This is a genomic window from Parasphingorhabdus sp., from assembly GCF_039982395.1.
GTDB lineage: Bacteria > Pseudomonadota > Alphaproteobacteria > Sphingomonadales > Sphingomonadaceae > Parasphingorhabdus.
On record NZ_JBDWYO010000003.1, the window covers coordinates 241,989 to 263,168 of the forward strand.

17 protein-coding genes are annotated in these 21,180 nt (G+C 51.1%); 6 read left to right on the forward strand and 11 right to left on the reverse strand.

Features of this window, described 5'->3' with window-relative positions:
- Positions 1 to 33: 33 nt before the first annotated feature.
- The gene (locus ABJV08_RS07835) at positions 34 to 645 is read right to left on the reverse strand and encodes a response regulator transcription factor (RefSeq protein ID WP_348040702.1); all 612 of its coding nucleotides are present in this window, start codon (positions 643 to 645) and stop codon (positions 34 to 36) included.
- Positions 642 to 3,014 (reverse strand): sensor histidine kinase, encoded by a 2,373-nt coding sequence (locus ABJV08_RS07840; RefSeq protein WP_348040704.1) that lies wholly within the window; start codon positions 3,012 to 3,014, stop codon positions 642 to 644. Before ABJV08_RS07840 ends, ABJV08_RS07835 begins: the two co-directional genes overlap by 4 nt.
- 426 nt (positions 3,015 to 3,440) lie before the next feature.
- Between ABJV08_RS07840 and ABJV08_RS07845 the strand changes: the two genes are divergently transcribed.
- A complete protein-coding gene (locus ABJV08_RS07845) occupies positions 3,441 to 3,956 on the forward strand; it encodes a hypothetical protein (protein WP_348040706.1) in 516 nt (171 codons plus the stop codon).
- A gap of 95 nt (positions 3,957 to 4,051) precedes the next feature.
- Here the strand turns inward: ABJV08_RS07845 and ABJV08_RS07850 are convergent, their stop codons facing one another.
- Positions 4,052 to 4,711 (reverse strand): SOS response-associated peptidase, encoded by a 660-nt coding sequence (locus ABJV08_RS07850; RefSeq protein ID WP_348040708.1) that lies wholly within the window; start codon positions 4,709 to 4,711, stop codon positions 4,052 to 4,054.
- A 144-nt stretch (positions 4,712 to 4,855) separates the two neighbouring features.
- Complete coding sequence (locus ABJV08_RS07855) at positions 4,856 to 5,329, reverse strand: BLUF domain-containing protein (RefSeq protein WP_348040710.1); 474 nt, start codon at positions 5,327 to 5,329, stop codon at positions 4,856 to 4,858.
- A 404-nt stretch (positions 5,330 to 5,733) separates the two neighbouring features.
- Here ABJV08_RS07855 and ABJV08_RS07860 point away from each other — a divergent pair, with 404 nt between their 5' ends.
- Positions 5,734 to 6,444, forward strand: coding sequence for a phosphatase PAP2 family protein (locus ABJV08_RS07860; RefSeq protein WP_348040712.1), 711 nt, complete (start codon positions 5,734 to 5,736; stop codon positions 6,442 to 6,444).
- A gap of 105 nt (positions 6,445 to 6,549) precedes the next feature.
- Here the strand turns inward: ABJV08_RS07860 and ABJV08_RS07865 are convergent, their stop codons facing one another.
- Together ABJV08_RS07865 and ABJV08_RS07870 are read right to left on the reverse strand one after the other, a co-directional pair.
- Entirely contained in the window at positions 6,550 to 7,980 is a 1,431-nt protein-coding gene (locus tag ABJV08_RS07865) for a sigma-54 dependent transcriptional regulator (protein WP_348040714.1), read from the reverse strand.
- A gap of 3 nt (positions 7,981 to 7,983) precedes the next feature.
- Positions 7,984 to 8,514, reverse strand: a complete 531-nt coding sequence (locus ABJV08_RS07870) for a heme NO-binding domain-containing protein (RefSeq protein ID WP_348040716.1) — start codon at positions 8,512 to 8,514, stop codon at positions 7,984 to 7,986.
- Between the two features lie 328 nt (positions 8,515 to 8,842).
- Here ABJV08_RS07870 and ABJV08_RS07875 point away from each other — a divergent pair, with 328 nt between their 5' ends.
- The 3 genes from ABJV08_RS07875 to ABJV08_RS07885 are packed head-to-tail and all read left to right on the forward strand — an operon-like array spanning position 8,843 to position 12,635.
- A complete protein-coding gene (locus ABJV08_RS07875) occupies positions 8,843 to 9,967 on the forward strand; it encodes a polysaccharide biosynthesis/export family protein (protein ID WP_348040718.1) in 1,125 nt (374 codons plus the stop codon).
- A gap of 2 nt (positions 9,968 to 9,969) precedes the next feature.
- The gene (locus ABJV08_RS07880) at positions 9,970 to 11,382 is read left to right on the forward strand and encodes a hypothetical protein (protein WP_348040720.1); all 1,413 of its coding nucleotides are present in this window, start codon (positions 9,970 to 9,972) and stop codon (positions 11,380 to 11,382) included.
- 38 nt (positions 11,383 to 11,420) lie between these two features.
- A complete protein-coding gene (locus ABJV08_RS07885; protein WP_348040722.1) occupies positions 11,421 to 12,635 on the forward strand; it encodes an O-antigen ligase family protein in 1,215 nt (404 codons plus the stop codon).
- Between the two features lie 112 nt (positions 12,636 to 12,747).
- Here the strand turns inward: ABJV08_RS07885 and ABJV08_RS07890 are convergent, their stop codons facing one another.
- From ABJV08_RS07890 to ABJV08_RS07905, 4 genes are read right to left on the reverse strand one after another with little or no spacing between them, the layout of a single operon-like run.
- Entirely contained in the window at positions 12,748 to 13,773 is a 1,026-nt protein-coding gene (locus ABJV08_RS07890; protein WP_348040724.1) for a glycosyltransferase family 4 protein, read from the reverse strand.
- A complete protein-coding gene (locus ABJV08_RS07895) occupies positions 13,770 to 14,762 on the reverse strand; it encodes a glycosyltransferase family A protein (protein WP_348040726.1) in 993 nt (330 codons plus the stop codon). Before ABJV08_RS07895 ends, ABJV08_RS07890 begins: the two co-directional genes overlap by 4 nt.
- Positions 14,763 to 14,791: 29 nt before the next feature.
- Complete coding sequence (locus tag ABJV08_RS07900; RefSeq protein WP_348040728.1) at positions 14,792 to 15,721, reverse strand: glycosyltransferase; 930 nt, start codon at positions 15,719 to 15,721, stop codon at positions 14,792 to 14,794.
- Complete coding sequence (locus ABJV08_RS07905; protein ID WP_348040730.1) at positions 15,718 to 16,983, reverse strand: oligosaccharide flippase family protein; 1,266 nt, start codon at positions 16,981 to 16,983, stop codon at positions 15,718 to 15,720. The genes ABJV08_RS07900 and ABJV08_RS07905 overlap by 4 nt, the downstream gene beginning before the upstream one ends.
- Positions 16,984 to 17,265: 282 nt before the next feature.
- On the opposite strand from ABJV08_RS07905, the gene ABJV08_RS07910 reads away from it, so the two are divergent.
- On the forward strand, positions 17,266 to 18,726 hold the full coding sequence (locus ABJV08_RS07910) for a WecB/TagA/CpsF family glycosyltransferase (RefSeq protein WP_348040732.1): 1,461 nt from the start codon (positions 17,266 to 17,268) through the stop codon (positions 18,724 to 18,726).
- Between the two features lie 37 nt (positions 18,727 to 18,763).
- Here the strand turns inward: ABJV08_RS07910 and ABJV08_RS07915 are convergent, their stop codons facing one another.
- The gene (locus ABJV08_RS07915) at positions 18,764 to 21,019 is read right to left on the reverse strand and encodes an ATP-binding protein (protein ID WP_348040734.1); all 2,256 of its coding nucleotides are present in this window, start codon (positions 21,017 to 21,019) and stop codon (positions 18,764 to 18,766) included.
- Between the last annotated feature and the right edge of the window lie 161 nt (positions 21,020 to 21,180).

Consider the following 21,180-nt stretch of genomic DNA (forward strand, 5'->3'; position numbering starts at 1 on the left):
TGCAAAATCTGCTGCTTTGCAGATGGTCGGTGCTCAGAGAAGTTTTTCACTTCTTGCTGCATTCAAAATCAGCTTGTTGGTGCCGACACCCAATTTCTTACGCATCTCGCCGATGTGAAATGACACTGTTGGCATGGCAATCCGCAATTTGTAGGCGATTTCTTTGTTGGTTTCGCCAACAGACAGATAATGGAGAATTGCGGCCTGACGAGGGGACAGCTCAATATTGGGTTGCCCCATCTCTGCAAGCATTTCGGAGACGCTGGCCGAAATATATATTTCTCCATCACCTATTGCTTGGATCGCATCGATGATCGCCGATGACGGGTCATTTTTGCGAACGACACCGCGCGCGCCCATTCGTAAAGCAAATGCAAAATCGCGGGGGTCATCCTGTCCGGTCAAAATCAATACTGGTATCTCGTGGACATCGACGAGTTCGGCTAGCAGACTCATCCCATTCATGTCGGGCAAATGGATATCGAGGATCAAAATGTCAGGGCGGTTTTCCGATACCTCTTGGATAACCCCCCCACCGACATCAAGCTCGGTGGTGATTTGGAAATTGTCCAATCGCGCCAGCAACAATCGACAGCCCGCCCGTGTCAATTCATGATCATCAACAAGAAGAATGGACCGCTTCATAATGGTCGGTGGCTTTCACTTTCTAAACTGGCGAGTAGTACCGGATGCTCCAGCATATCAAGACTAACAGGTTTGAGAAGCGCCAGCGAGCTGGATGCGGAAAGTCGATTGCGGTTTTTGGCCGTGGGATCGCCAGTAACAGGTATTTCTCGGGATTGAGCGCGTGCAACCTCTACACCAGGAACATCGCTATTGATCACGTCTATCCCTACGGTACGGGCATCTTCGATGAACGCGTCGACAGTACATTCTGGGACGGTAGAGATGGCAGGCAGTCTTACCAGGACATTTGAACCGTTGCCGAGCTCACTCCTCACCTCAATCGAGCCACCCAACATGCGAGTGGCCTTAAGAGCGGCGGCAAATCCGCTACCTGATCCTTCCACCCTTTCATCCGCGCGTAGCCTTCCATTTTCACCTTTGACCAGCCGATCGACAAAGTCCTGTTCCATCCCGCACCCAGTATCGCGAAATTCAATAAGGATATTTGAATCTTCCGCGATAACGTCAACGGTAACCGACCCGCGATCGGTATATTTCGCGCAATTGTTGAGCAAGTTTGATAGAATGCGAGCGCAAATAGCGCGATCGGAAATCAATATGAAGTCGTTTTTCGCGGGCATATTAAGAACCAGGCCCTTTTTTTGAATGATCGGGCGATAGATCAACTCTGCTTGGTCGAAGAGATCGTGAAGCTCAATTCGGCTCAGCATCACGAGCGATAGACTGTCTCCCACCGAAAGAGGACCACGCATGCCGGTTTGCGCGATATAGTCCAATTGTTTGACCGAGGCTTTCAACGTTTGAGTCAGCACGCTCGGCAACTCCAACTCTTCATCGGATTCAGCAAAATCGACGATAGCATTGAGCGCCAACATCACTTGCTGGCTGTCATGCCCCGAAGCATGCATTAAATTGTCTTGATCGCTTATCGTTGCAAGCGCGGAGGCTTTTTCTTCGCTGAGTTGAAGGCGCGCCTCGAGGCTGGTGATCAAATCCCGTTCGGATTGTTGTTTGTCAGCCATAACTTTGCGCATATGCAGCACCATGGTCAACGTCATCAGAAGAGAGACGATCACGCCCACAGGTCCATAGAAATAGGAGTCGAACGGCAAGGTCACACCAAGGTCGAGCAATGCAATGGTAAAATAGGCGCTGAACACCGCCATCAATGTCCATGCCAATAGCAACGGGATATATTGCTTGCCCAATCGGTTAACCGCAATGATGCCGACAAACGGCAAACCGAAAGTATAGATTGTCAGCGATACAGGCACCGGATAGCCGGCCAAGGAAAGCAGCCATTCCGAAGACGTTATCGCTGCAATCATGATCAGCGCTAAAGTCGCTGCTAGCAGGATCGCGAGCCATTTCAGCATCTGGTCAAGCCGCGGCAAGGTGATTGCAGTATCAAGCAAGCCACGCGTAAATTGCACCATTGCTAGCCCGTATAGGCAAGGCATTACCCAGCCAAGCGAATAGATCCATATGCCAGTATCGTGCAGCAAATAATGGATTGAATAGCCATTTACATGGACGACAAATGCTGCATGGTTGAGTTCCGCAAGCGCAAGCCACAGATAGTGCCTGCCAGAAGTGACCAGATAGAATAACGTCGCGACGAGCATCAGCACCAACATGCTGGCGGTCGAGGCAGTAATCGCGGCGATCTTGAAATTCTGTCGCTTCAAGGCCGTGGCCGGATCGGAAATTCTCAATGGCAAAGATGAGGAATGCACGCCTCTGAAAAGGACGATGAAATAGCGTGTTTCTCCTGCTTTAAGTTGGAAGGAGTGCGCAAACCCATGATAGGTCTGGAGATGCTCTCCCAAATCAGAATCATCGCGATCCCTGATGATTTCTATCTGGTCATTGCGCAGCTCGGCAAAAGTGAGTTCGGGCAAACCAGCGCGCTTGGTAAAAAGTTGCCAGCTGCCTGTTTCGGGGCCTGCATTTTTCACCGCGACCGTCAGCATGAACCGCGCGCCGGGCGACCCGTAGTTGCTAATTCTGGTTCGCTCGAATGCGGCATCGTCTGCAAAATCGGCAAGATTTTCTGCCGTCAGCTTGCCGCTAAAATTCGGTGCAAAGCGGATATAGGGCTCGAGGTTGGCTTGGCTTTCTCCCGCCTTTAGCCGTGCAGGTGGACCGAATATACGGGCAACCGTTCGACGTTGCGCTGTGACGCTAGAAACAGTGGGCGAAATATCTGCAGCGTCAACACCGGTTTGAGCAGTGGCAGGTGCACTCAAGCCCATGCTCATTATGAGCAAAGTCGCGATGACATATTTGATCGTGAACACCCACTTCATCGCGTAAACCAAGCTCCAGAATGCGCGATTGAACGCCGTGACTTGCTTCCCTGACAAGACCCTAAACCAATATTGGATTATCGGCCAACGAGAAAATAACCATCCGCCAGACTGAACAGATTTATGTCGGTGAAACGAGCAAGTGCCAAACCGCCTCTAGGCACAAATTTCTTAGCGATCGTCGCTGTTCCAAACTGCCCCAGCCCCCACCACAGCAGCAGTTCCACATAACTAGCACGCAGAACACAAAACCAGCTGACAAATCACATATAGCGATTTGCAGGTCGAGCCAACAATGCATGATATGTTCCGATTACCGGTTTTCCAGCTATCTGGTGCTGGGATTAAACGGTCAAATGGCCAGTATCCGCTTTGGGCGCAAAAGCGGACACTAAGTTTATAGCATGTGGATGTCGTTACCGGAGCATACGCAGATCCATATCTAAAACTTGACTTCTCAATTTATTCTGATGAGTTGCAAGGATGCATTTTGCGCGAATTCTTCTTTCTCCGATTGCCGCTTTGATATTCATTGCGTCGGCTCCTGGTACTTCAGCAGAAGAGTGGGTACTCTTAAACATTGAAGGCGAGAAACCTAGTCGTCATTTTAGACTAGTTGATAGAGATTCTGTGGACCGAACCTCGCAAGATTCAGTTAGATTGCAGCTCGGGGTAATATACGAAGGTCAGCGCGATGAAACTCTGGGAGTTGAAGCTGCGCAGGCAATAATTGACATGACCGTAAATTGCGCCGAGCATCGTGGCGAAATTTCGAAAGCCGAATTTCAGAACGATGCGGGTGAAGTATTAGGTGTCACTGATGGTCCTGCGTATGGGGATGTCTTAGATACTTCTAGATTTGGTAAACAATTGCTTCAATTTTCTTGTGAAGAACATAGCCTACTACCGGGGGTGTCATTCGCACATCTTCGGCTCTCAGAAATCCTACCCTTCTGGCTAAATGTGATTGAAAGTCCTGCTATTGACAATCAAGACTAGCGTCCGCTTTCGGGATGTTATGCATTCAAACACCCGCTTGGGCTTTATGGGGTTATAGCCTCTCTCGTTTCGGCATTGAACTTCAAGACCCGGGCCTAGTTTTTCACCTCGAGCAATTCCGCATAATTGTTCCGGACATTGCCAACTGCGTTGCCGACCGGCTTGACGTCCAGATCACCGCTATATGGCTCGGTCATCGACTTTGCATGGCTCCATTGCCCATGGAGCCAGGTCGCCACCTGATCGCGCTCTAGGATGGCCGGTAGCCGATTGTGAATTGGTCCGAACGCAGGCGTCGCATTCGTTGTGATGATCGAATAGGTTGTCGTTTCCAGATATCCATTCTCGGCCCATAAGCCGGCCAGGATCATCGGCTCTCCATCCGCTCGCTCAATCCGATATGCCTGTTTAGTCTTGCCGTCCCGCTTCCATTCGTAAAATCCAGATACCAGCACAGCGCACCGGCATGATTTCAGTAAATTTTTGAACGAAGGTTTTTCTTCCAGCGTTTCCGCCCGCGCATTGATCATATTGTAGGATCGCGTTGCATCCTTCGCCCAAGTTGGGACCAAGCCCCACATCATAGGCCGCAAGACATGTTGCGTGCTTTCATGCACAGCAACCGGCATGACATGCGTCGGCGCGATGTTGTAATTTGGTTGAAAATTGGTGTTCGGCGGCGTGCCGGTGATGTCGAGGGCTTCACGATATTCGGCCCAAGTCAGTTCTTCGCTGGCATATTTCCGTCCACACATGGGCGCAGCTTGGCAGCGAGACAGATGGAAGTCAAAAACTCGGTAAACCGGCGTCAGCTGTGGGTGCAACAGCGGACGCCGGGCTTCGGCATGTTGATAGCGCAATGGCGACGCGCATCCTGTATTACGTTGATGCTTCGTCAACTACCCGTGGAGATTTAGAAGTTCGGCCTCGTCATGGTCAATCGCCATATCCACCTCAAGTCCGGCGCTGAAATCCAAAAACGCGCGACTGATCAATGGATCCGAGACCCCTGCGAGAAGACTCTCAAGAGATTTGGTCTGGGCTAAAGAATTGCGCCCACTTATCGTCAAACACCACGAGCCGAATTCACGAACCGGCAAGATCCGATCCGACAAAGAATAGACATCGAAGAGCTTCATACGGGCCTTCACGCGGCTGCTCACGATTTCAACAATTTCGGTAGGGCCTTCTAGGGCTTGCAGAAATCCTTGCCCATTTGACAGGAGTATCCCCCCCATTAAATGGTCATTTTTCCGCAACACAGAGCTAGAGAAATGTCCGGAAATAGAGCTTTCGGTAAAATCAGAATTGACGAGTAAAAGAGGACGCTTTCCAAAAAGCACCAATTGCCTCACGTTTTCGCCATTTTTCATATTTGATCAAACCTAGCTTTTATTGCTTCACAATAGTTACGGACATTTCCCGATAGAATTAAGACCTTCTTCTTCCCGAAGCCTCCTCGTGAAACCTATATGGAAAAAGCCGGTTCGGGTTTTTGACAAAGCCCGTCCGCTCAAGTTTGAAAAATGCGGAAATTCTTTTGCAAAGTGCAAAAAAAAGACTTTCAAAATGCGTTGCCCAGCCAGGCATTGGGTTCAATTTCGTGACAAAACTACCGTTTTCATTTTTGGCATGTTGCTTGCGAAGCTGTTCACCAGCGGGGTGACATTCTCAAAACATCTAGACGTCAGAGAGGCCTGATCACGAAGTTCGCCCGCTTGAAGGACAATCGACTGGGGAAATGATCGCCTCAGGCCAATCATGAAGGGCAAACAAAATGGATATTATTATTGCACAATGGATGAGCCAATTGCACGGCAGGTCCCCGTTGTTTGACGAAGCCGTGTTGACTCTTTCGGCGAGCCACCTCGCGAAAGGTGCAATGTTGGTTGCAATCATGCTTTTTGCATGGATTTCGGTTCCACTGGATTATGATGGCAGGAAGAAATCTGACCCCATCCGCAACCGGACCACGATATTGGCAGCGCTGGTTGCCAGCGTCTTTGGCGAGACTTTCGCTCGACTGCTTTCTAACTGTTCCGCTTTCCGTTTGCGACCGTTTTTGGAGACATCACTTGATATGCAGGTCCCGGATAGATTGCAGCTTCTTGCGCCGGAAATGATGATGAACAGCTCTTTCCCGAGCGATCATGCGATCCTGTTCTTCGCCATCTCGACCGGAATATTCATGATATCGAGAGGTTTCGGTGCCCTTGCCTTTTTATACAGCAGCATTTTTATCGCCCTGCCTCGCGTCTATCTGGGGTTACACTATATGAGCGATATTGTGATTGGCGCTATCATCGGCATAGGTTTCACCATTGTCGGCGTTCGTCTGATGCGGAACAGCGGGATCCTTAAGCGCACCGTGGGTTGGTCAGATTCAAACCCGGTAATATTCTATCCAATCTTTTTCCTCTTTCTTTTCCAGGTTGCAACCATGCTGGAAGATGTCCGCGCCTTTTCCCAGTTGATAAAATTATTATAGCCAAAGGCGTTCGTTGTCGCCTGAAGGGTAGATGGCGGAGGTTTTTTGCTTTTTTTCTGTTTGACTGTGCGCATCCAACGGATCGATGTGGCGCACATTATCTATTCAATCCGAGGAGTCAGGATTTTGCCACTTCTCTCTTTTTCGATACAGAGTTGATGGGCTTACGCCTAATTTCTTCGCCGCCTTGGTCAGGCTGCCGTTGCATTGATCAACGGCCCGATCGACAACCAATCGCTCAACTTGATCCAAGGTCATGCCATCCAATGCATGAAAGCCTGCGCTAGGCAGGGATTTGTCAGGAACATTAGCCGGCATCGCATCAAGCCGTGCCGTTTCAGAAATCTGTGTCGACGGATCGACAAATTCTGAAATGATCGTCGCATCCAGATGAGGCCCGCTAAACATCACGGTGGCTCTTCGCATGAGATTTTGGAGCTCTCTGACATTTCCCGGCCAGCCATGGCTTTCGAAGCTGGCGGAGAGTTCGGCCGTCAAAGGCTCGAATGTCTTACCTTCTTCTTCCCCAAATTTTGACAGAAAACTATTGGCAAGCAAGCTTATGTCGCTGCCCCGGTCCCGCAGAGGAGGCAGTTTTATCGGAACAACCGCCAACCGGTAATATAGATCTTCACGAAAACGACCTTCTGCGACTTCCGCCACCGGGTCGCGATTGGTTGCGCAGATGATACGCACATCGACATTCTCCGGCTCGGTCGCGCCCACACGTTGCACGGTCCCGGTTTGCAAAAACCTGAGCATTTTCACTTGTAGCTTAAGCTCCATCTCGCAAATCTCATCGAGAAACAGCGTCCCGCCATGCGCCGCCTGCACCGCGCCAACGCGATCCGATATCGCGCCGGTAAAAGACCCTTTCAAATGGCCAAAAAGCTCAGATTCCAAAAGATCCTCGGGAATGGCCCCGCAGTTGATTGCAACAAAGGGCTTTTTGCCACGCGGTCCGGATTTATGGATGGCATCGGCGCAGACTTCTTTGCCGGTCCCGCTTTCTCCCGTAATGAAGACAGTGGCCTTGGAATGGGCTACATTTTTTATTTGTCGGTAAACTTCCTGCATCGGTGCACTCTTCCCGATGAACCCTTGTAACGCGCTATCTGCTTTGGTCGATTTTGGCGTGTCCGTTGTTTCCATACGGGCTGCTTTTGTAACTTCTGCAGCTCCGCGCATGGCCGTTACCAGACGCGCGGGCGACAATGGCTTTACCATATAGTCATAGGCACCCAGGCGCATGGCATCGATTGCCCGGTTTATCGAGCCGTCAGCTGTCGCCACGATGACCGATATACGCGCAACGATATCCGACTCGTTTTCTAACCAATCGAGGCCGTTTCCATCGGGCAACTGCAGATCCAAAAGAATGGCGGAGAAACCAGAGGGGTCTTGTCGGAGCTGGCCACTGGCATCCGCTAAATTGTCAACAATCACACATTGATAGCCCGCGGACTCCAGATGGCCCGCATAGGCAATCGACAGCGATGCAATGTCTTCGACAATCAGTATTTTCTGACCAACCAACGTCTATCCTCCAATTGTGAAAACTGCTGATTTCCCATCGTCGGCGCAGTTCCACTCCAAAGTTCTTTGATCGTTATAATGGTGCATGCACCCTTCAACCAGACCATGAGCAATCGCAGCCATCGGCCGATGGGATTGATAGCGCACAACGGTTTTCCCATTTTCGACTTCCGCACTCACCTGCGGCGGTTTTGCGTCCGGGTAGAGCACGCAAACTTCCGTATGGATATGACTGCCCACATGGGTCAGCAAAGCCTCAGCCGTGGTGTAGGACTCCATGATATGCGGATATAGAATCGTAAATCGATTGTAGAGATATTTGCCAAAAAGCCTGCACAGTTCAGCTGCTTCGATACCCGATTTTTGAGAAGCTTCCCCCACCATCGCCAAAGCATATTCCGACGGATAATTGCCCACCGATGTGAAGGCGCCTTCGTTGGGCAGCGCCGCTCCGGTCAATACCTGATCGGCAAATTCCGGCGACTGCACCTTCTCCATGAACCGCACCAACTCGGTGAAGACTATACCCTTCATATTCATTGCTCCTATTTGCACGCCTTTATCGGCTTAGATGTACCAAGCAGCATTTGTGCCAAAATGCGAACGGCAGAATTGGGCGGTTCCCACAGGCATTATCGCAATATGCACGTCTATTTGTTCGCAATATGCAACAAATAGATTTGCAAAATGCAAACATTCCTCGATTTATTTACCCTTTTTCAGAAATTAAGCAATGAAAGCCCCACAAAACTCCAACTGGCACGTTGGTTGCTAATCTAGACCTGAACAAATCAGGTGATCCAAAATGCACAAACTCATAGCCCTCTTGGCTTCCGCATCGCTTCTTTCAGGCTGCGCAACCATGGGAAAACCCGCAAATGCGGTCGGCAGTCAATATGCGCCGCAGCAATTCGAAGCGACCGGCCAAGGCTTTGCGCAATGTCGAGATGCGATCATCCCAGTGAACGCTTTGCCTGCCACAGAAGTGGCTTCCCATATCCTCGCTAGCACGCCCGACCTTCTAGCATCAGGAGATCGCATCCGTTTGAAAGTCGCAGGCGATGAAGAACGCTTGTCGCGGGTTTATGTTTTGGCTGCCAACGGCATGATCACTTTGGACGGCCGGTTGACGATCCAACTGGCGGGCAAACCGATTGTCGAGGCAGAACGGACTATTTCTCAGAGATTATTATCAGAAGGGCTCGTCCGCGGACTGAAAAACAGCGTGCGGGTGCAACTGCTCGAACTGGGCGGCGTCAGCGTCTCGGTCAGCGGGGCCGTCTTTCAACCCGGGATGATCCGTGTTGGCGACCGCAACGCGGAAACCCGTGGTGTCAATTTGAACAATAGTGACTCAGGGGATCGGAACGCCAGCCGAACTTTGACAACAACGTTGCGGGCGGCCGGAGGCGTGCGCCCCGATGCCGACCTTTCCGCCGTATATCTGATCCGCGGTGACCAATGGTCCCGGATTGATTTAAATGGTGCGATTTACGGAAATTCGGTTGATGATATCGCATTGACCGCCAACGATCGCGTCATCGTCGGAACCCGGTCCTGCTTTCAGGAAGCGCTCGTAAAACCATCGCGCATTACGGCGCCAGGGATCAGGGTCTATATGTCAAACCTGTCTCGCCCAGCGAGCAGCAATTCATCTTCGGCTATCAACCGGGATGCGACAAACTTGCCCTATGGCACCCGCCTGTCACAAGCCATGCTTGCGGCAAATTGCGTCGGCGGATCGGCCATGAATGCGGGACGCAGAGTCGTGTTGATGTCCCGCAATCCTATCAATGGGAAGTCGGTTGTGATTCAAAGGTCGGTCGAAAAGCTCGTTCGAAACGCTGACCGGGATGCCAAGGACCCCTATCTGATGCCCGGAGATGGCCTCACCTGCTACGACAGTTTCGCAATGAATCTGCGCGATGTGATCAGCTTGGTGGGACAGACGGCATCTCCCTATGTCCTCCTGAAAAGCATCGATTGATCATGAAACACGAAGTTATCGAGCTACCGGGTTTGCCCGAGCGGATTTGGAACGCCATCAAGAACCGGCCGCCCATGCTGATGCGTCACAAACGCTATCTAAAAACGGTGGGCGTGTGGATTGCCGCAATCTGGGTGCTGACGGCATTATATCTGGCTTTGGCACCGGATCAATATCGGAGCAAATTCACCTTGATTTTGCCGGGATCAGGCGCTGGAGGATCGTTGAATGTCGAGAATATTGGCCAGGCCCAATCATCCATCTCATCGGCCTTTTCAAGCGCGAGCTTGAGCCCGACAGAAAATTATAAGCGGCTATTGATGACCGATATCACGCTGCGGGAAAGCGCCAAGAAGACCGGTGACAAAGCGGGGCAATTCCCGGCACCAAAGATAAAGTTGATCGACCAGACAAATTTGATCCAGGTTGAAGTGTCAGGCCGCAGCAGCGAGCAGGCGAACAAGCGCGCCATTGCGCTGAAAGACAGCTTCCTTGCCCAGCTGGATGGCTTGCGTCAGGACGAAGCGAAAATGCGCGAAAATTCTGATGCCAAAAACCTAGTCGCGCTGGAGAAAAAGGTGCGGTCTACGCAACAGGCACTGCTGGATTTTCAAGCAAAAACGGGACTTGTTTCGCTCGATCAGTTCAACACAAGAATCGCGAACATGGATTCCTTGCGCCAACAAGAGCGTGAAGCGCGGATCGCAGTGCGGCAGAGGTCTGCAGAGTTCGGACGATTTTCTTCAATCCTTGGAAAGGGTGTCAGCGGCGCCAACACCGCTTTGCGATTGCGCTCGGACCCGGTCTTTCAACAACTGGCAGATCGCTATGCCAATCTGGCGGTGGATGCCCAGCAAAAAGAAGCAACCTTGGGCGATAATCATGGGGATCTGGTACAAGCGGTTTCCGAACGTGATCAGGTAAAAAAGGCTTTGGTAAAAAGAGGCAAGTCGCTGACCGGATTGGGTAGCAATGCCATATTGAAAAATGTCGACATTGCCGTTGCCGATGGCCGCTCCAATTTGATGCAAGGCATGGTTATGGCGAATTCGCAAAGTGCCGGCGCGCAAGCCGGCTTGGCAGAGATCCAAAAGGACATTTCCCGCCAGTCGGCAAAAAGCGAGAAGCTGGTCAAACAGGCTTCCCAGCTTGCTGACTTCGTTCGGGACCATCGCGTGGCAGAAGCGGTATTTTCTTCGGCACTGGCTCGTATCGACACCAACAAGCAGGACCCATTTGCTTCCTATCCGCTCGTGCAGACTCTGGAACAACCATCGTTGCCACAATCGCCGTCCAGTCCATCGACCTTGCTTGCCCTGGCCGGTGCGACGGGCGCCACCCTCATCATGCTGATCGGATTGGGATTATTATGGTTCAGACGCCCCATCATCCGCAAAATAGCCCGGAACGTTTAGTCTACCACACTATATTGGCCACTTGGCTATTATGGTTGGTGGGCGGGCTTTACATCGCGGGCCCGGTTCTGGGTGTCGCGCTCAGCCTTCAGGCCCTCTATTTCTACTATATTGCGCCGGCGCTGCCAAAGGCCCAGCGGCTGGATCGGCCGCATGGGGCGATCAATATTTGGTTTGGCGGAATGGTTGCGATGCTGGGCATCTTGCTGGTCGGCCATCTAAATTTCGGCCTCGGCGCAGCAGCGACCATAAAATCGTCCATCGGATGGGCGAAAGGCTGGCTGCTGATCGCATTGTTCATTTTTGCAGGTGCCGTCCTGCCGATCCGTCCGGAAGTCATCTATCGGGCGATTTGTAAGACCGGGAAATATACAATTTTCCTTCTGCCCATTTTCCTCGCGGCGCCCTTCATTGGATTGCCGGACACGCTTTGGGTTTCGCCTCTCAAAATTATCGGTGGCTCAGGGTCCGAATATTTCAAAGCCACGCTGTATACATTGGAACCCGGATCCGGCGCACCGCGTTGGCAGTTTTTTGCGCCTTGGTCTCCAGCGGCAGGAATGGTTGGCCTCGTCTATTTCATCTGTGCGCTGCAAGAAAAAAATGTTCGATGGAAAGCTTGGGGCATTGCGGCTGCGCTTGCAATCATCATCCTTTCGCAATCACGATTGGCACTGGTCGGGCTGATTATAATCGGCCCCATGCCGTTCCTTCTCCAGCAAATCACCCGACCTATTATCTGGTTTCTTGTCTTACCGATTGTTCTTCTGGCCGGCTGGTTTGCGCTAGACCTGTTGGAAATGTTCAACCTGGCAAAATCTGAATTTTCAGGAGCACGCGCGGATTCCACCAGAGTACGCGAGACATTGGGTCGCATTGCAGTAGAACGCTGGCAAAGCGAAGCCTTCTGGTTCGGGCACGGCATAGTCGAACGCGGACCCCATCTGGTAGAATATATGCCAATCGGCAGCCATCACAGCTGGTACGGACTGCTGTTTGTCAAAGGCATATTCGGCTTTCTTGCCCTTGCGATTCCCTTTTGTGTGAGCATCCTGTTGCTTGTCCGGTCGGCGCTGACAACCGACCTTGGCAGAGTCGGCCTGCCGATGATCACTCTTCTGCTGATGTATAGCTTTGGTGAGAATCTAGAGTCCCTCGCCTATCTATATTGGCCGGCTCTTATATTGATCGGCATGGCCCTACAAAATTGCGGCACCCGCCCATCTGCGGACGAAACAGCAACCATTGGCTAAGCAATATTGGCTTGCCTATCCCACATCAACAGCATGCCGAAGACACGAAAAAGGCCCCCAACAGCTTGGGGGCCAGTTTTCTGATCAATGGGAAAGGTGACTTTCCTTTTCGCTAGGCAGCTTTCAGCTGGGTTTCACTTAGTCCCAATCTGGAGAGCATCACCAGCCAAGATCCGACGCGATCTGCGGTCACCATGCGGCAGTCATCACGACCGACCGCAGACATTTTGCCCAGCGGCAGTTGCCGTATTCTCTCAAACAATTTGACCACGGCTACCTTGTCATCAAAATCTACAATCAAGCCCGCATCGCCGACCTGCTCGGGCAACCCGCCCACGTTTGAAACGAGAATAGGCCGTGCCGCTAGGCGGGCTTCCGTGGCGACCAATCCATAAGCTTCAAATTTGGAAGGCACGGCGATCATGTCGCATTGATCGAGAAAATCAGCCACGCGATCAATCTTCCCGAAAAAAGAAATGTTGCTGTTGGATCCCGCCAGTCGCTTTAGCTTCTCCTCATCAGGACCAAAACCGCCAAGGCGAAGCCGGACGTCGTTCTGATGGCCAAGAGCATTCATGACAGAGATCAACCGTTCAAAGCCCTTCGTCTCGACAAAGCGGCCATATGCGCCAATGGTGATCGGGTCGTTCGATGAGAAACATGGCCGAGACAGCCCTGCAAGCCCCTGCAGGTCGCTCCAAGGATGAATAATTTCTAGTTTCGGCGCGGTCAATCCGGCCGCTTCTTTCATCCAGATTGCCTGTGCTTCGGACACGCAAATGACACGATCAAAAATTCTATGCAAAAGCTTCAGCATCGAACGAAAACGGCCTTGCTCCGTTACATTGAGCTGCTCCCATTCGCGCGAATAGCTATGCTCTACAAGAATGAGCTTCGCGTTTGGATTGCGCGATGCCAATGAATATAGAAAAGGCATCGTTTTCCAGCTTCCTGAAAAATGCACAACGATGACCGAGCCATCATATTTTGGAGCTATGCTCCATTCTGGATGCACCTTTTCGATAGAAGATCGATAATATCTGCTGAGGAGCGGGTGCTGAAATAGCTCTAGGCTCTTGGTGACGCCACCTAAGGAACTGTCATCGAGCAGATGGATGAAATCTATTCGGTTGTTCATGCTGCAACCTTCCCGCCTGTCCAACGCATGGCCAGTTTCTCCACGATATTTGCGGGCAAATAGCGCATCATCACTGCAGCAACCAAGGTCGTGCAGGATTTGACAGGCTCCTTAAGCAGCGGAGCATAGGAAATGGCGAGCGACTCTTTCAACAACGACAATGCGAAGGCACCCTCACCCATTTGCACGGCGCGGCGTGCAAGGTACCGCAATTGATAAGCCCGCGCTTCATCTCTATATTGAGCAATAAATTCAGGAGCATAGCCGGAAGTCTTCTGGATCACACGGTTCCAGCTCTCATATTGTGCTGCAATATTGGCCGACAGACCGCCCGTCACAATCCGATAGCGGGTCAGCAGCCCGTCAATTCCTTCAAATGCAAAGCGACCGGTCAAAGCCAGTCTTATCCAGAGTTCGATATCTTCCGATTGACGGAAGCTTTCGTCAAAAAAGCAAATACGCTGCGGTTCCTCATGATGGCCAAAGGCAATCACCTCCAAGGCCGATTTGCGGATGACCGGAGCCGATCCATTCCCAATCGGATTACGCGTCAGAATGTCTTTTGCGGTAATATTCTCTAGCTTGGGCCGCTGGGCTTGGCGAAGCTGGGCCCCTTGCTCATCGATAAATTGCGAACCGCTATAGCTAATCCCTATTCTTGGATTGCTATCCAAATGAATCTTGTGCAGCGCCAGTTTTTCGGGTTCCCAGATGTCATCTGAATCCAAGAATGCAATATATTCGCCGCGTGATTGCAATATGCCGGTATTGCGCGCGCCTGCGAGACCGCGGTTTTTCTGAGAAATAATACGGATACGGGGGTCAGTGTAGGACTCACAAATCTCGATACTACGGTCTGTGCCACCATCATCGATGATGACAATTTCGAAGTCGGTAAATGTTTGCGCCAAGACGGAATCGATCGCTGCAACGATATATTTTTCCACATTATAGACTGGCATAACAACGGTGATGGATGGATTGGTCATTGTTTCTTCCTTGAATAAAAACTGGCAAATTAAGCGAAGATGTGGATGCGCGCTGTCCGCGGCATCAGGAGCGCCGCGAAGGCCGAGACAAAAGTCAACCAACCCCGTCTCGGATCATCGAGAAATGCAGAGCGATCCGCTAGGAGTCCTTGAACGGCATAAGCCAAAGCGACTTTTGCCGGCGCACCGGCGCGGAGCGCGCGACGCGACAGATATCGGCAGAAAACCGCTTCCGCTGACGGAACCGCATGATCGGCTGCATATTCGGAAACAAGCTGTCGCCAACCAACATACATCGCGGGCAAATCAACCGACAATCCTTTCGGACTAAGCCGATAATCTACCAGAGCCTGATCTATCCCGTGAATGAGATGCCCCGCCTTGGCAATGCGCGCCAACCATTCCTGGTCTTCTGCATAAGACATGTCCGGAAGGAACCCCCCCACCGCATCAATTGCGCTTTTTGACACCACAATATTGGACATCGTACAGGCCGGGTTTTCCGAGATAATTTCATTCACGGTCAAGGCGCTATGCTTGATCTGGGAATAGGTTTTCGCATTTTGACCATCGGCATCATTGCTGCCCATGAAGGCAATTTTTGCATAGCTTGCGGCTATTCCTGGCTGACGATTGTGAAAATCCCGGTGGATTGCGAGCTTGTTGACGCGCCACAGATCGTCGGCATCGATGAAGGCCACCAACGACCCGCGCGCCAGAGACAGACCCAAATTCCGGGCTTCCGAAACACCCTTATTGGATTGCGACACCAGCTTGATACGCTGGTCTTCGGCTGCAAAGGCCATCATGATGGATAGGCTGTCGTCCGAGCTGCCATCATCGATCATGATCAGTTCAAAATCCTGATAAGACTGGTCTAGTACCGAACGGATTGTCGCCGATAAATGGGTTGCCGCATTGTAGACGGGCAATATGACTGAAACAGATGGGAGGTTCATTTGGATGTCTCCAGTTGGCGCGAACGCCGGTTGATGGTGATAATTATTGTGATGATTGCGATGGCGGTGCTCGTGCCGCCGACCCAACCGACAGCCGCCTCGACTAGTCCGAATTGCGCGCCAGCAAACATTGCGCTGAGTGCTGCGACACAAATGAACAGCCCGACCCAGACATCTATTGTTGTCTGGCCCGAAGCCCTTAGATAAGCTGAATAAATTGCCCCCATCACAAGCGGGATACCGGCAAGAGAGAGAATTTGAATCAGCGGAATGGCGTGCACCCAATGCGCCCCGAAGATCAGCGGCACATAGACCGGTGCCAGAATGAATTGTGCCGCCGACAAGCCGCCAAACACTATTAATCCGGCCGCACATATAAATTTCAGCGTATCCCGAGAATGGCTTTGTGCTGAGGGATTGCACAGATAGGGATAAATGACCGTCCCAAATGCCGTTGCCAGTGCACCGACAATTCCAATTCCGGCATTGAAAGCAAAATAATAGCTGCCCAGAGCCGACACGCCCAGCAATGCGCTAATGATCAGCTTGTCGAGGTTGTTGCGCAAAGCGAGAAGAATGTCCGTCGCCAAAATTGCGGCACCAAAATTCAACATCTCCGAACGATTGGCGAGCCCCTTGCGTCGATCAAATGACCATGTCTCGGCTCTGCGCATCATGATCAGCCAAAGCGGAGCGGTAAGCAGCTTTGGCAATATTATCGCCCAGGGATTTGCCCAAGCCAGCACGAGCGCGCCGGTCAGCAAGTGATCAACGATCGTTTGTGAAGCGGAAATTTTTGCCACGGTCTCGAGCTTTTTGGCACGCATCAGCCGGAAGCATTGGACGAGTCCCCCAGGCATAAAAACATAGACGCCACATAGTAGCGCCAGCATTTTTGCCGCGAGCGGCTGATCGAAGTTTAGAAACAGAACAGCAGCGCTAGCCATCTGTATCAGCGCAACCACGCCGCACCATTTCCAGAAAATCTGATAAGCGGAATTGCAGACCGGCTCCAACATCTCGTCAGAAGCAAGGATGATTTTTTGACCGACGCCAATATTGGCGATCACTCGGATCAATTCAAACAAACTAAGAGTCAGGGCCGCAACGCCGACCAGTTCAGGGACCAGCTGACGTGCAATAACAACGACGACCAGTATACGCACGAACCGATTCATCAGTTCGACCGACCCATAAGCAAGCAATGCTCGGGCAATGCCCAGCGCATCGGTGCTTTTGAATGTTGTTACGGCGAAAGACATGAACAGGTTCCCGGTTTGGTTTGAGGACTACTGTTCAATTGTTGTGCCAAGTTCCTTGAATGCCGGATTTTTGGGGCCGCTGGCGGTTACCGAAATCTTTACCGCAACGAAGCCTTTGCAATGTGAATATTATTTCATGCATTTTGCGACAATATTTGCGTTTTGCGCTGCTACGATCGAACCCTAACAAAGCGTTAACGGTGTAACCCTCTGAAATCAGGGCATTACTCGAATTTGGCATGGGAAATGCTCAGATGTGACCAATCAATTTGGAGTTGCATCATGAGCCTATATCAGTCTGCCGCCAGTTTTTCAGAAAGCGAAAGCCGGCAAATTTCATCCCATCTAATTGGCCGGTCTAGAATTTCTGAACTGGCAATCTCGCTTTATGATAGAACGACTACATCGTTGTTTGGATTGGCCTTGGTCAACGGATCATTGGCCCAAGTTGCAACTCAGATTGTTGATGCGGCCGCGAGCGGTGAGCGCAATATTATTCAGTTTGTAAATGCCCATTGCGTCAATGTGATGCGTCACAACGAGCAATATGGCACTGCCCTAAAATCAGCAGACGTTCTGCTTCCGGATGGCTCCGGCCTTCGATTGGCTGGGTCGCTTGCCCGCACAGGTGCCGTGAGCAATTTGAATGGAACAGATCTGTTTCCCCATATTTGCGAAGCAGCAGCAAAAAGGAACCAGTCTATATTTCTATTGGGCGGGAAGCCCGGGATCGCGTCAGCCGCCGCCCAAAATATGCGAAAAACGATTCCAGGACTGAAATTCTCTGGTACCCGGAACGGGTATCTGGGTGATCAGACGGATGAGCAAATTATCGCCATGATCAACAAATCCGGTGCTTCTATCTTGATGGTCGGAATGGGCGTGCCCATTCAAGAAAACTGGATTGAGAAGCATCGCAGCCAGATCACCATTCCCGTGATCATGGGCGTGGGCGGTTTGTTTGATTATTATTCGAACAATATCCCCCGGGCACCTAAGATCGTACGCGAAATGGGAATGGAATGGTCTTGGCGACTGGCTATGGAACCGCGTCGCCTTGCCAAGCGCTATCTATGGGGCAACATCAGTTTCGTCAGCCATGCGGTCGCCCATGCCTTTGTGGTCCGCGGATATGCGCAGCGCTATGCGGCGGCATCGAAACGCACATTGGATTTGGCCATCGCGTTGCTTGCCTTGGTGCTTTTGGGACCATTGGCCGCAGCGATATGCCTTTTGATAACGATGGAAGACAGAGGTTCCCCTTTCTTTCGGCAAACCCGGATCGGTACCAATGGAAAACCCTTCAAAATATGGAAGTTCCGCTCAATGTATCGGGATGCGGAAGCAAGAAAAGGACAGCTTTCGGACCAAAATGAGCGAGACTCTATATGCTTCAAAATGAAAAAGGATCCACGCGTCACGCGCGTCGGAAAATTGATTAGAAGGTTATCACTGGATGAGCTGCCCCAGATTTTGAACATATTGTCCGGTGAAATGTCGGTTGTCGGTCCGAGACCAGCCTTGCCGAATGAAGTATTGTCTTATGCCGAAAAGGAACGTGGCAGACTATGCGGCAAGCCTGGCCTGACATGCACCTGGCAGGTATCTGGTCGAGCGGACATCCCGTTCAACAAGCAAGTCGATATGGATCTGGATTATCTTACCAACAGATCCATGATGAAAGATCTGAAACTCATTACCCAGACGGTTCCGGCCGTCATCTCCGGAAGAGGTGCCTACTAGGTCTCCTAAACCTCTTCCAACCCGTTCGCCGGTCTGACTATTGGTCAGGCCGGCGGATGGTATTTATGGTGATCTTCATCATTTCCTGGACCGACTGCAGTGCGTCAGCATCGCCAATGGTTCCTTGCTGATGCACCAAATCGATCTTTTCCAGAAGCGAATAGGCACCGAAACCGTTGCAAATGCCTCGCAATGCATGATGAGCGCTTTTCACGCCCTGCTCGTCTTTTGCTTTCCAGGCTTGGCCAAAATCATCACACCATTTTTCAATATCCGCCACAACGGCTTGCACGAGCGGTTCTCTCCGTGACGCAGGTACTGCGAACAATTGCTCCTGGAATTTTTCGAAATTGATGGCGTTCACATGATCAAAATCAGGAATAGAATTTTCTACCCGTGCCGCGATCGGTGTCAGCTGCTCGCCGAGACCACATATTTGACCGATAGCATAATGCAGTCCGGCCAGATTTATAGGTTTCGATATCACGCCATCCATGCCGGAAGCCAAGATTGCGGAGCGTTCATCATCGGCAGCAAAGGCCGTTACACCGTAGATTGGTATATTGGCATGCCGCTTACCAGCCCGGATTTTGCGCGTCACAACCATGCCATTTGTCGGCATCCACACATCCATTAAAATGCCATCGAAATTTTCATTTTCTATCGCCGTCAATACTTCTGCGCCATCACCGACGACCACAATGTCACACCCCATTGCTTCGAGCATCGAAGCGATCACAATCTGATTGGCCTCGACATCTTCCGCCACCAAAATTTTGGGGACACGGCCATCGATCATCAGTTTCTTTGGCAATGCGGTTTTTGAACTTTTATTTGCAATTTTGGATCCATCGCTGATCGCAGCGGGAATAGAGATCCAAAACATACTGCCTTTGCCAACTTCGCTTTCAAGGCCGATATCGCCGCCCATTGCAACAGCAATCCGTTTGCAAATAGAGAGGCCCAACCCCGTACCTTCAATTTCACTGCCCGCGGCATTGCCTCGATCAAAATCTTCAAACAGCTGATCCTGAACGTCTGGCGGAATGCCAAGGCCGGTGTCCGAAACCATCAATTTTAGAAAGGGTTGATCAGCTTGGGTGATCATCTCGATCGAAAGCTTGATTTCACCATCGCTGGTGTATTTGATCGCATTGCTAATGAAATTGTCGATGACTTGGCGTGTGCGAGTGGGGTCCGTGAGAATGAATTCTGGGCAATTGCTGCCAATATCCACCAAGAGTTCAAGATGCTTTTTGCGTCCCAGTGGACGCCAACTGTCCGTAGCTTTCTCGACGAGGTCAGCGAGGTTCATTTCCTCAATCTTCAGTTCAAGATTCCACCCATCGGTTCGTGCATATTCAATTATATCGGCGAGCAAGAAAAGGAGCTGATCACCGCTATTTCTGGCCAGTTCCACTTGTTTGATCTGCTCGGCTTTCAGATCCGAAATGCTCAACAACTCTAGCGTTGCTAAAATTGCGTTCATCGGAGTCCGAATATCATGACTCATCATCGCCAAAAATCGGGATTTTGATCTGTCTGCGGCGACAGCTTCTTCACGAGCATCTTCCAATGCCGCTCCCAAAACTTCCATTTCGGCTAAGCGCTGCCCCAATTGCTCGCCTTTTAGTTCCTCTTTGTTACGCGCCGCCTTGAGTTCTTCAGAGAGTTTCAGCAACTCGCTGGCTTTCTGCTCGCTGATTTTGAGTAGAAGTTTTTCCTGCTTTTCTGCTTGCCGTTCTTCGGTAATATTGCGGACAGCTCCATATCCGAAGAACCTTATTCCGTCTGGCGATCGTTTTTGTGTGACAGACCATCTCAACCAACGGGTCTTTCCATAGTCATCACAAAATCGGAAATCGCGTTTTATACTTTTTCCAACGAGTTCGCCTAGTCCGGCAGACGAGAGGATCTCCATTGCCTCTTCGCGGTCGTCTGGATGGAGCATTTTTGAAAATTGCTGGAAACTCGTGACGGGCGTTTTTGAACCAACAACGTCGGCGAAATTATTGGAACCGATGAAGCGTTGATCTTCGTCACCATGGAAAGTGGCAACATGCGCCAGTTCTTGCGCGCTAACCAGCGAAAGCATTTGCCGATTGACCTGCTCCAGCAGGTCGGCCTCTTTCTGTCGCAGCATTTCTTCGGCGGCGGCCAGAGATCGGCTTTTTGTTTCCAAGAGATTTTCGGCTTCGATGCGCGCAGTCTCACTGCGCGCCAATCGCCTTTGCAATAAGGTTTCGCGTTCAGATGCCAGATCAGCCGCCTCATCTTCCACAAGCTTAGCCATAGCTTGCACTAGCATATATTGCTTTCATGATGGTGAACATCTCAGATTTTGTGCAGGACCTGCAATGGCTGCTTAAAGCGGAAAGCGGGCATCAGAAATCACGGTCACAAGCAATCGATACAATGATTCACGGTTGGTTCGGAGCCGGAGGCTGTTTTCAA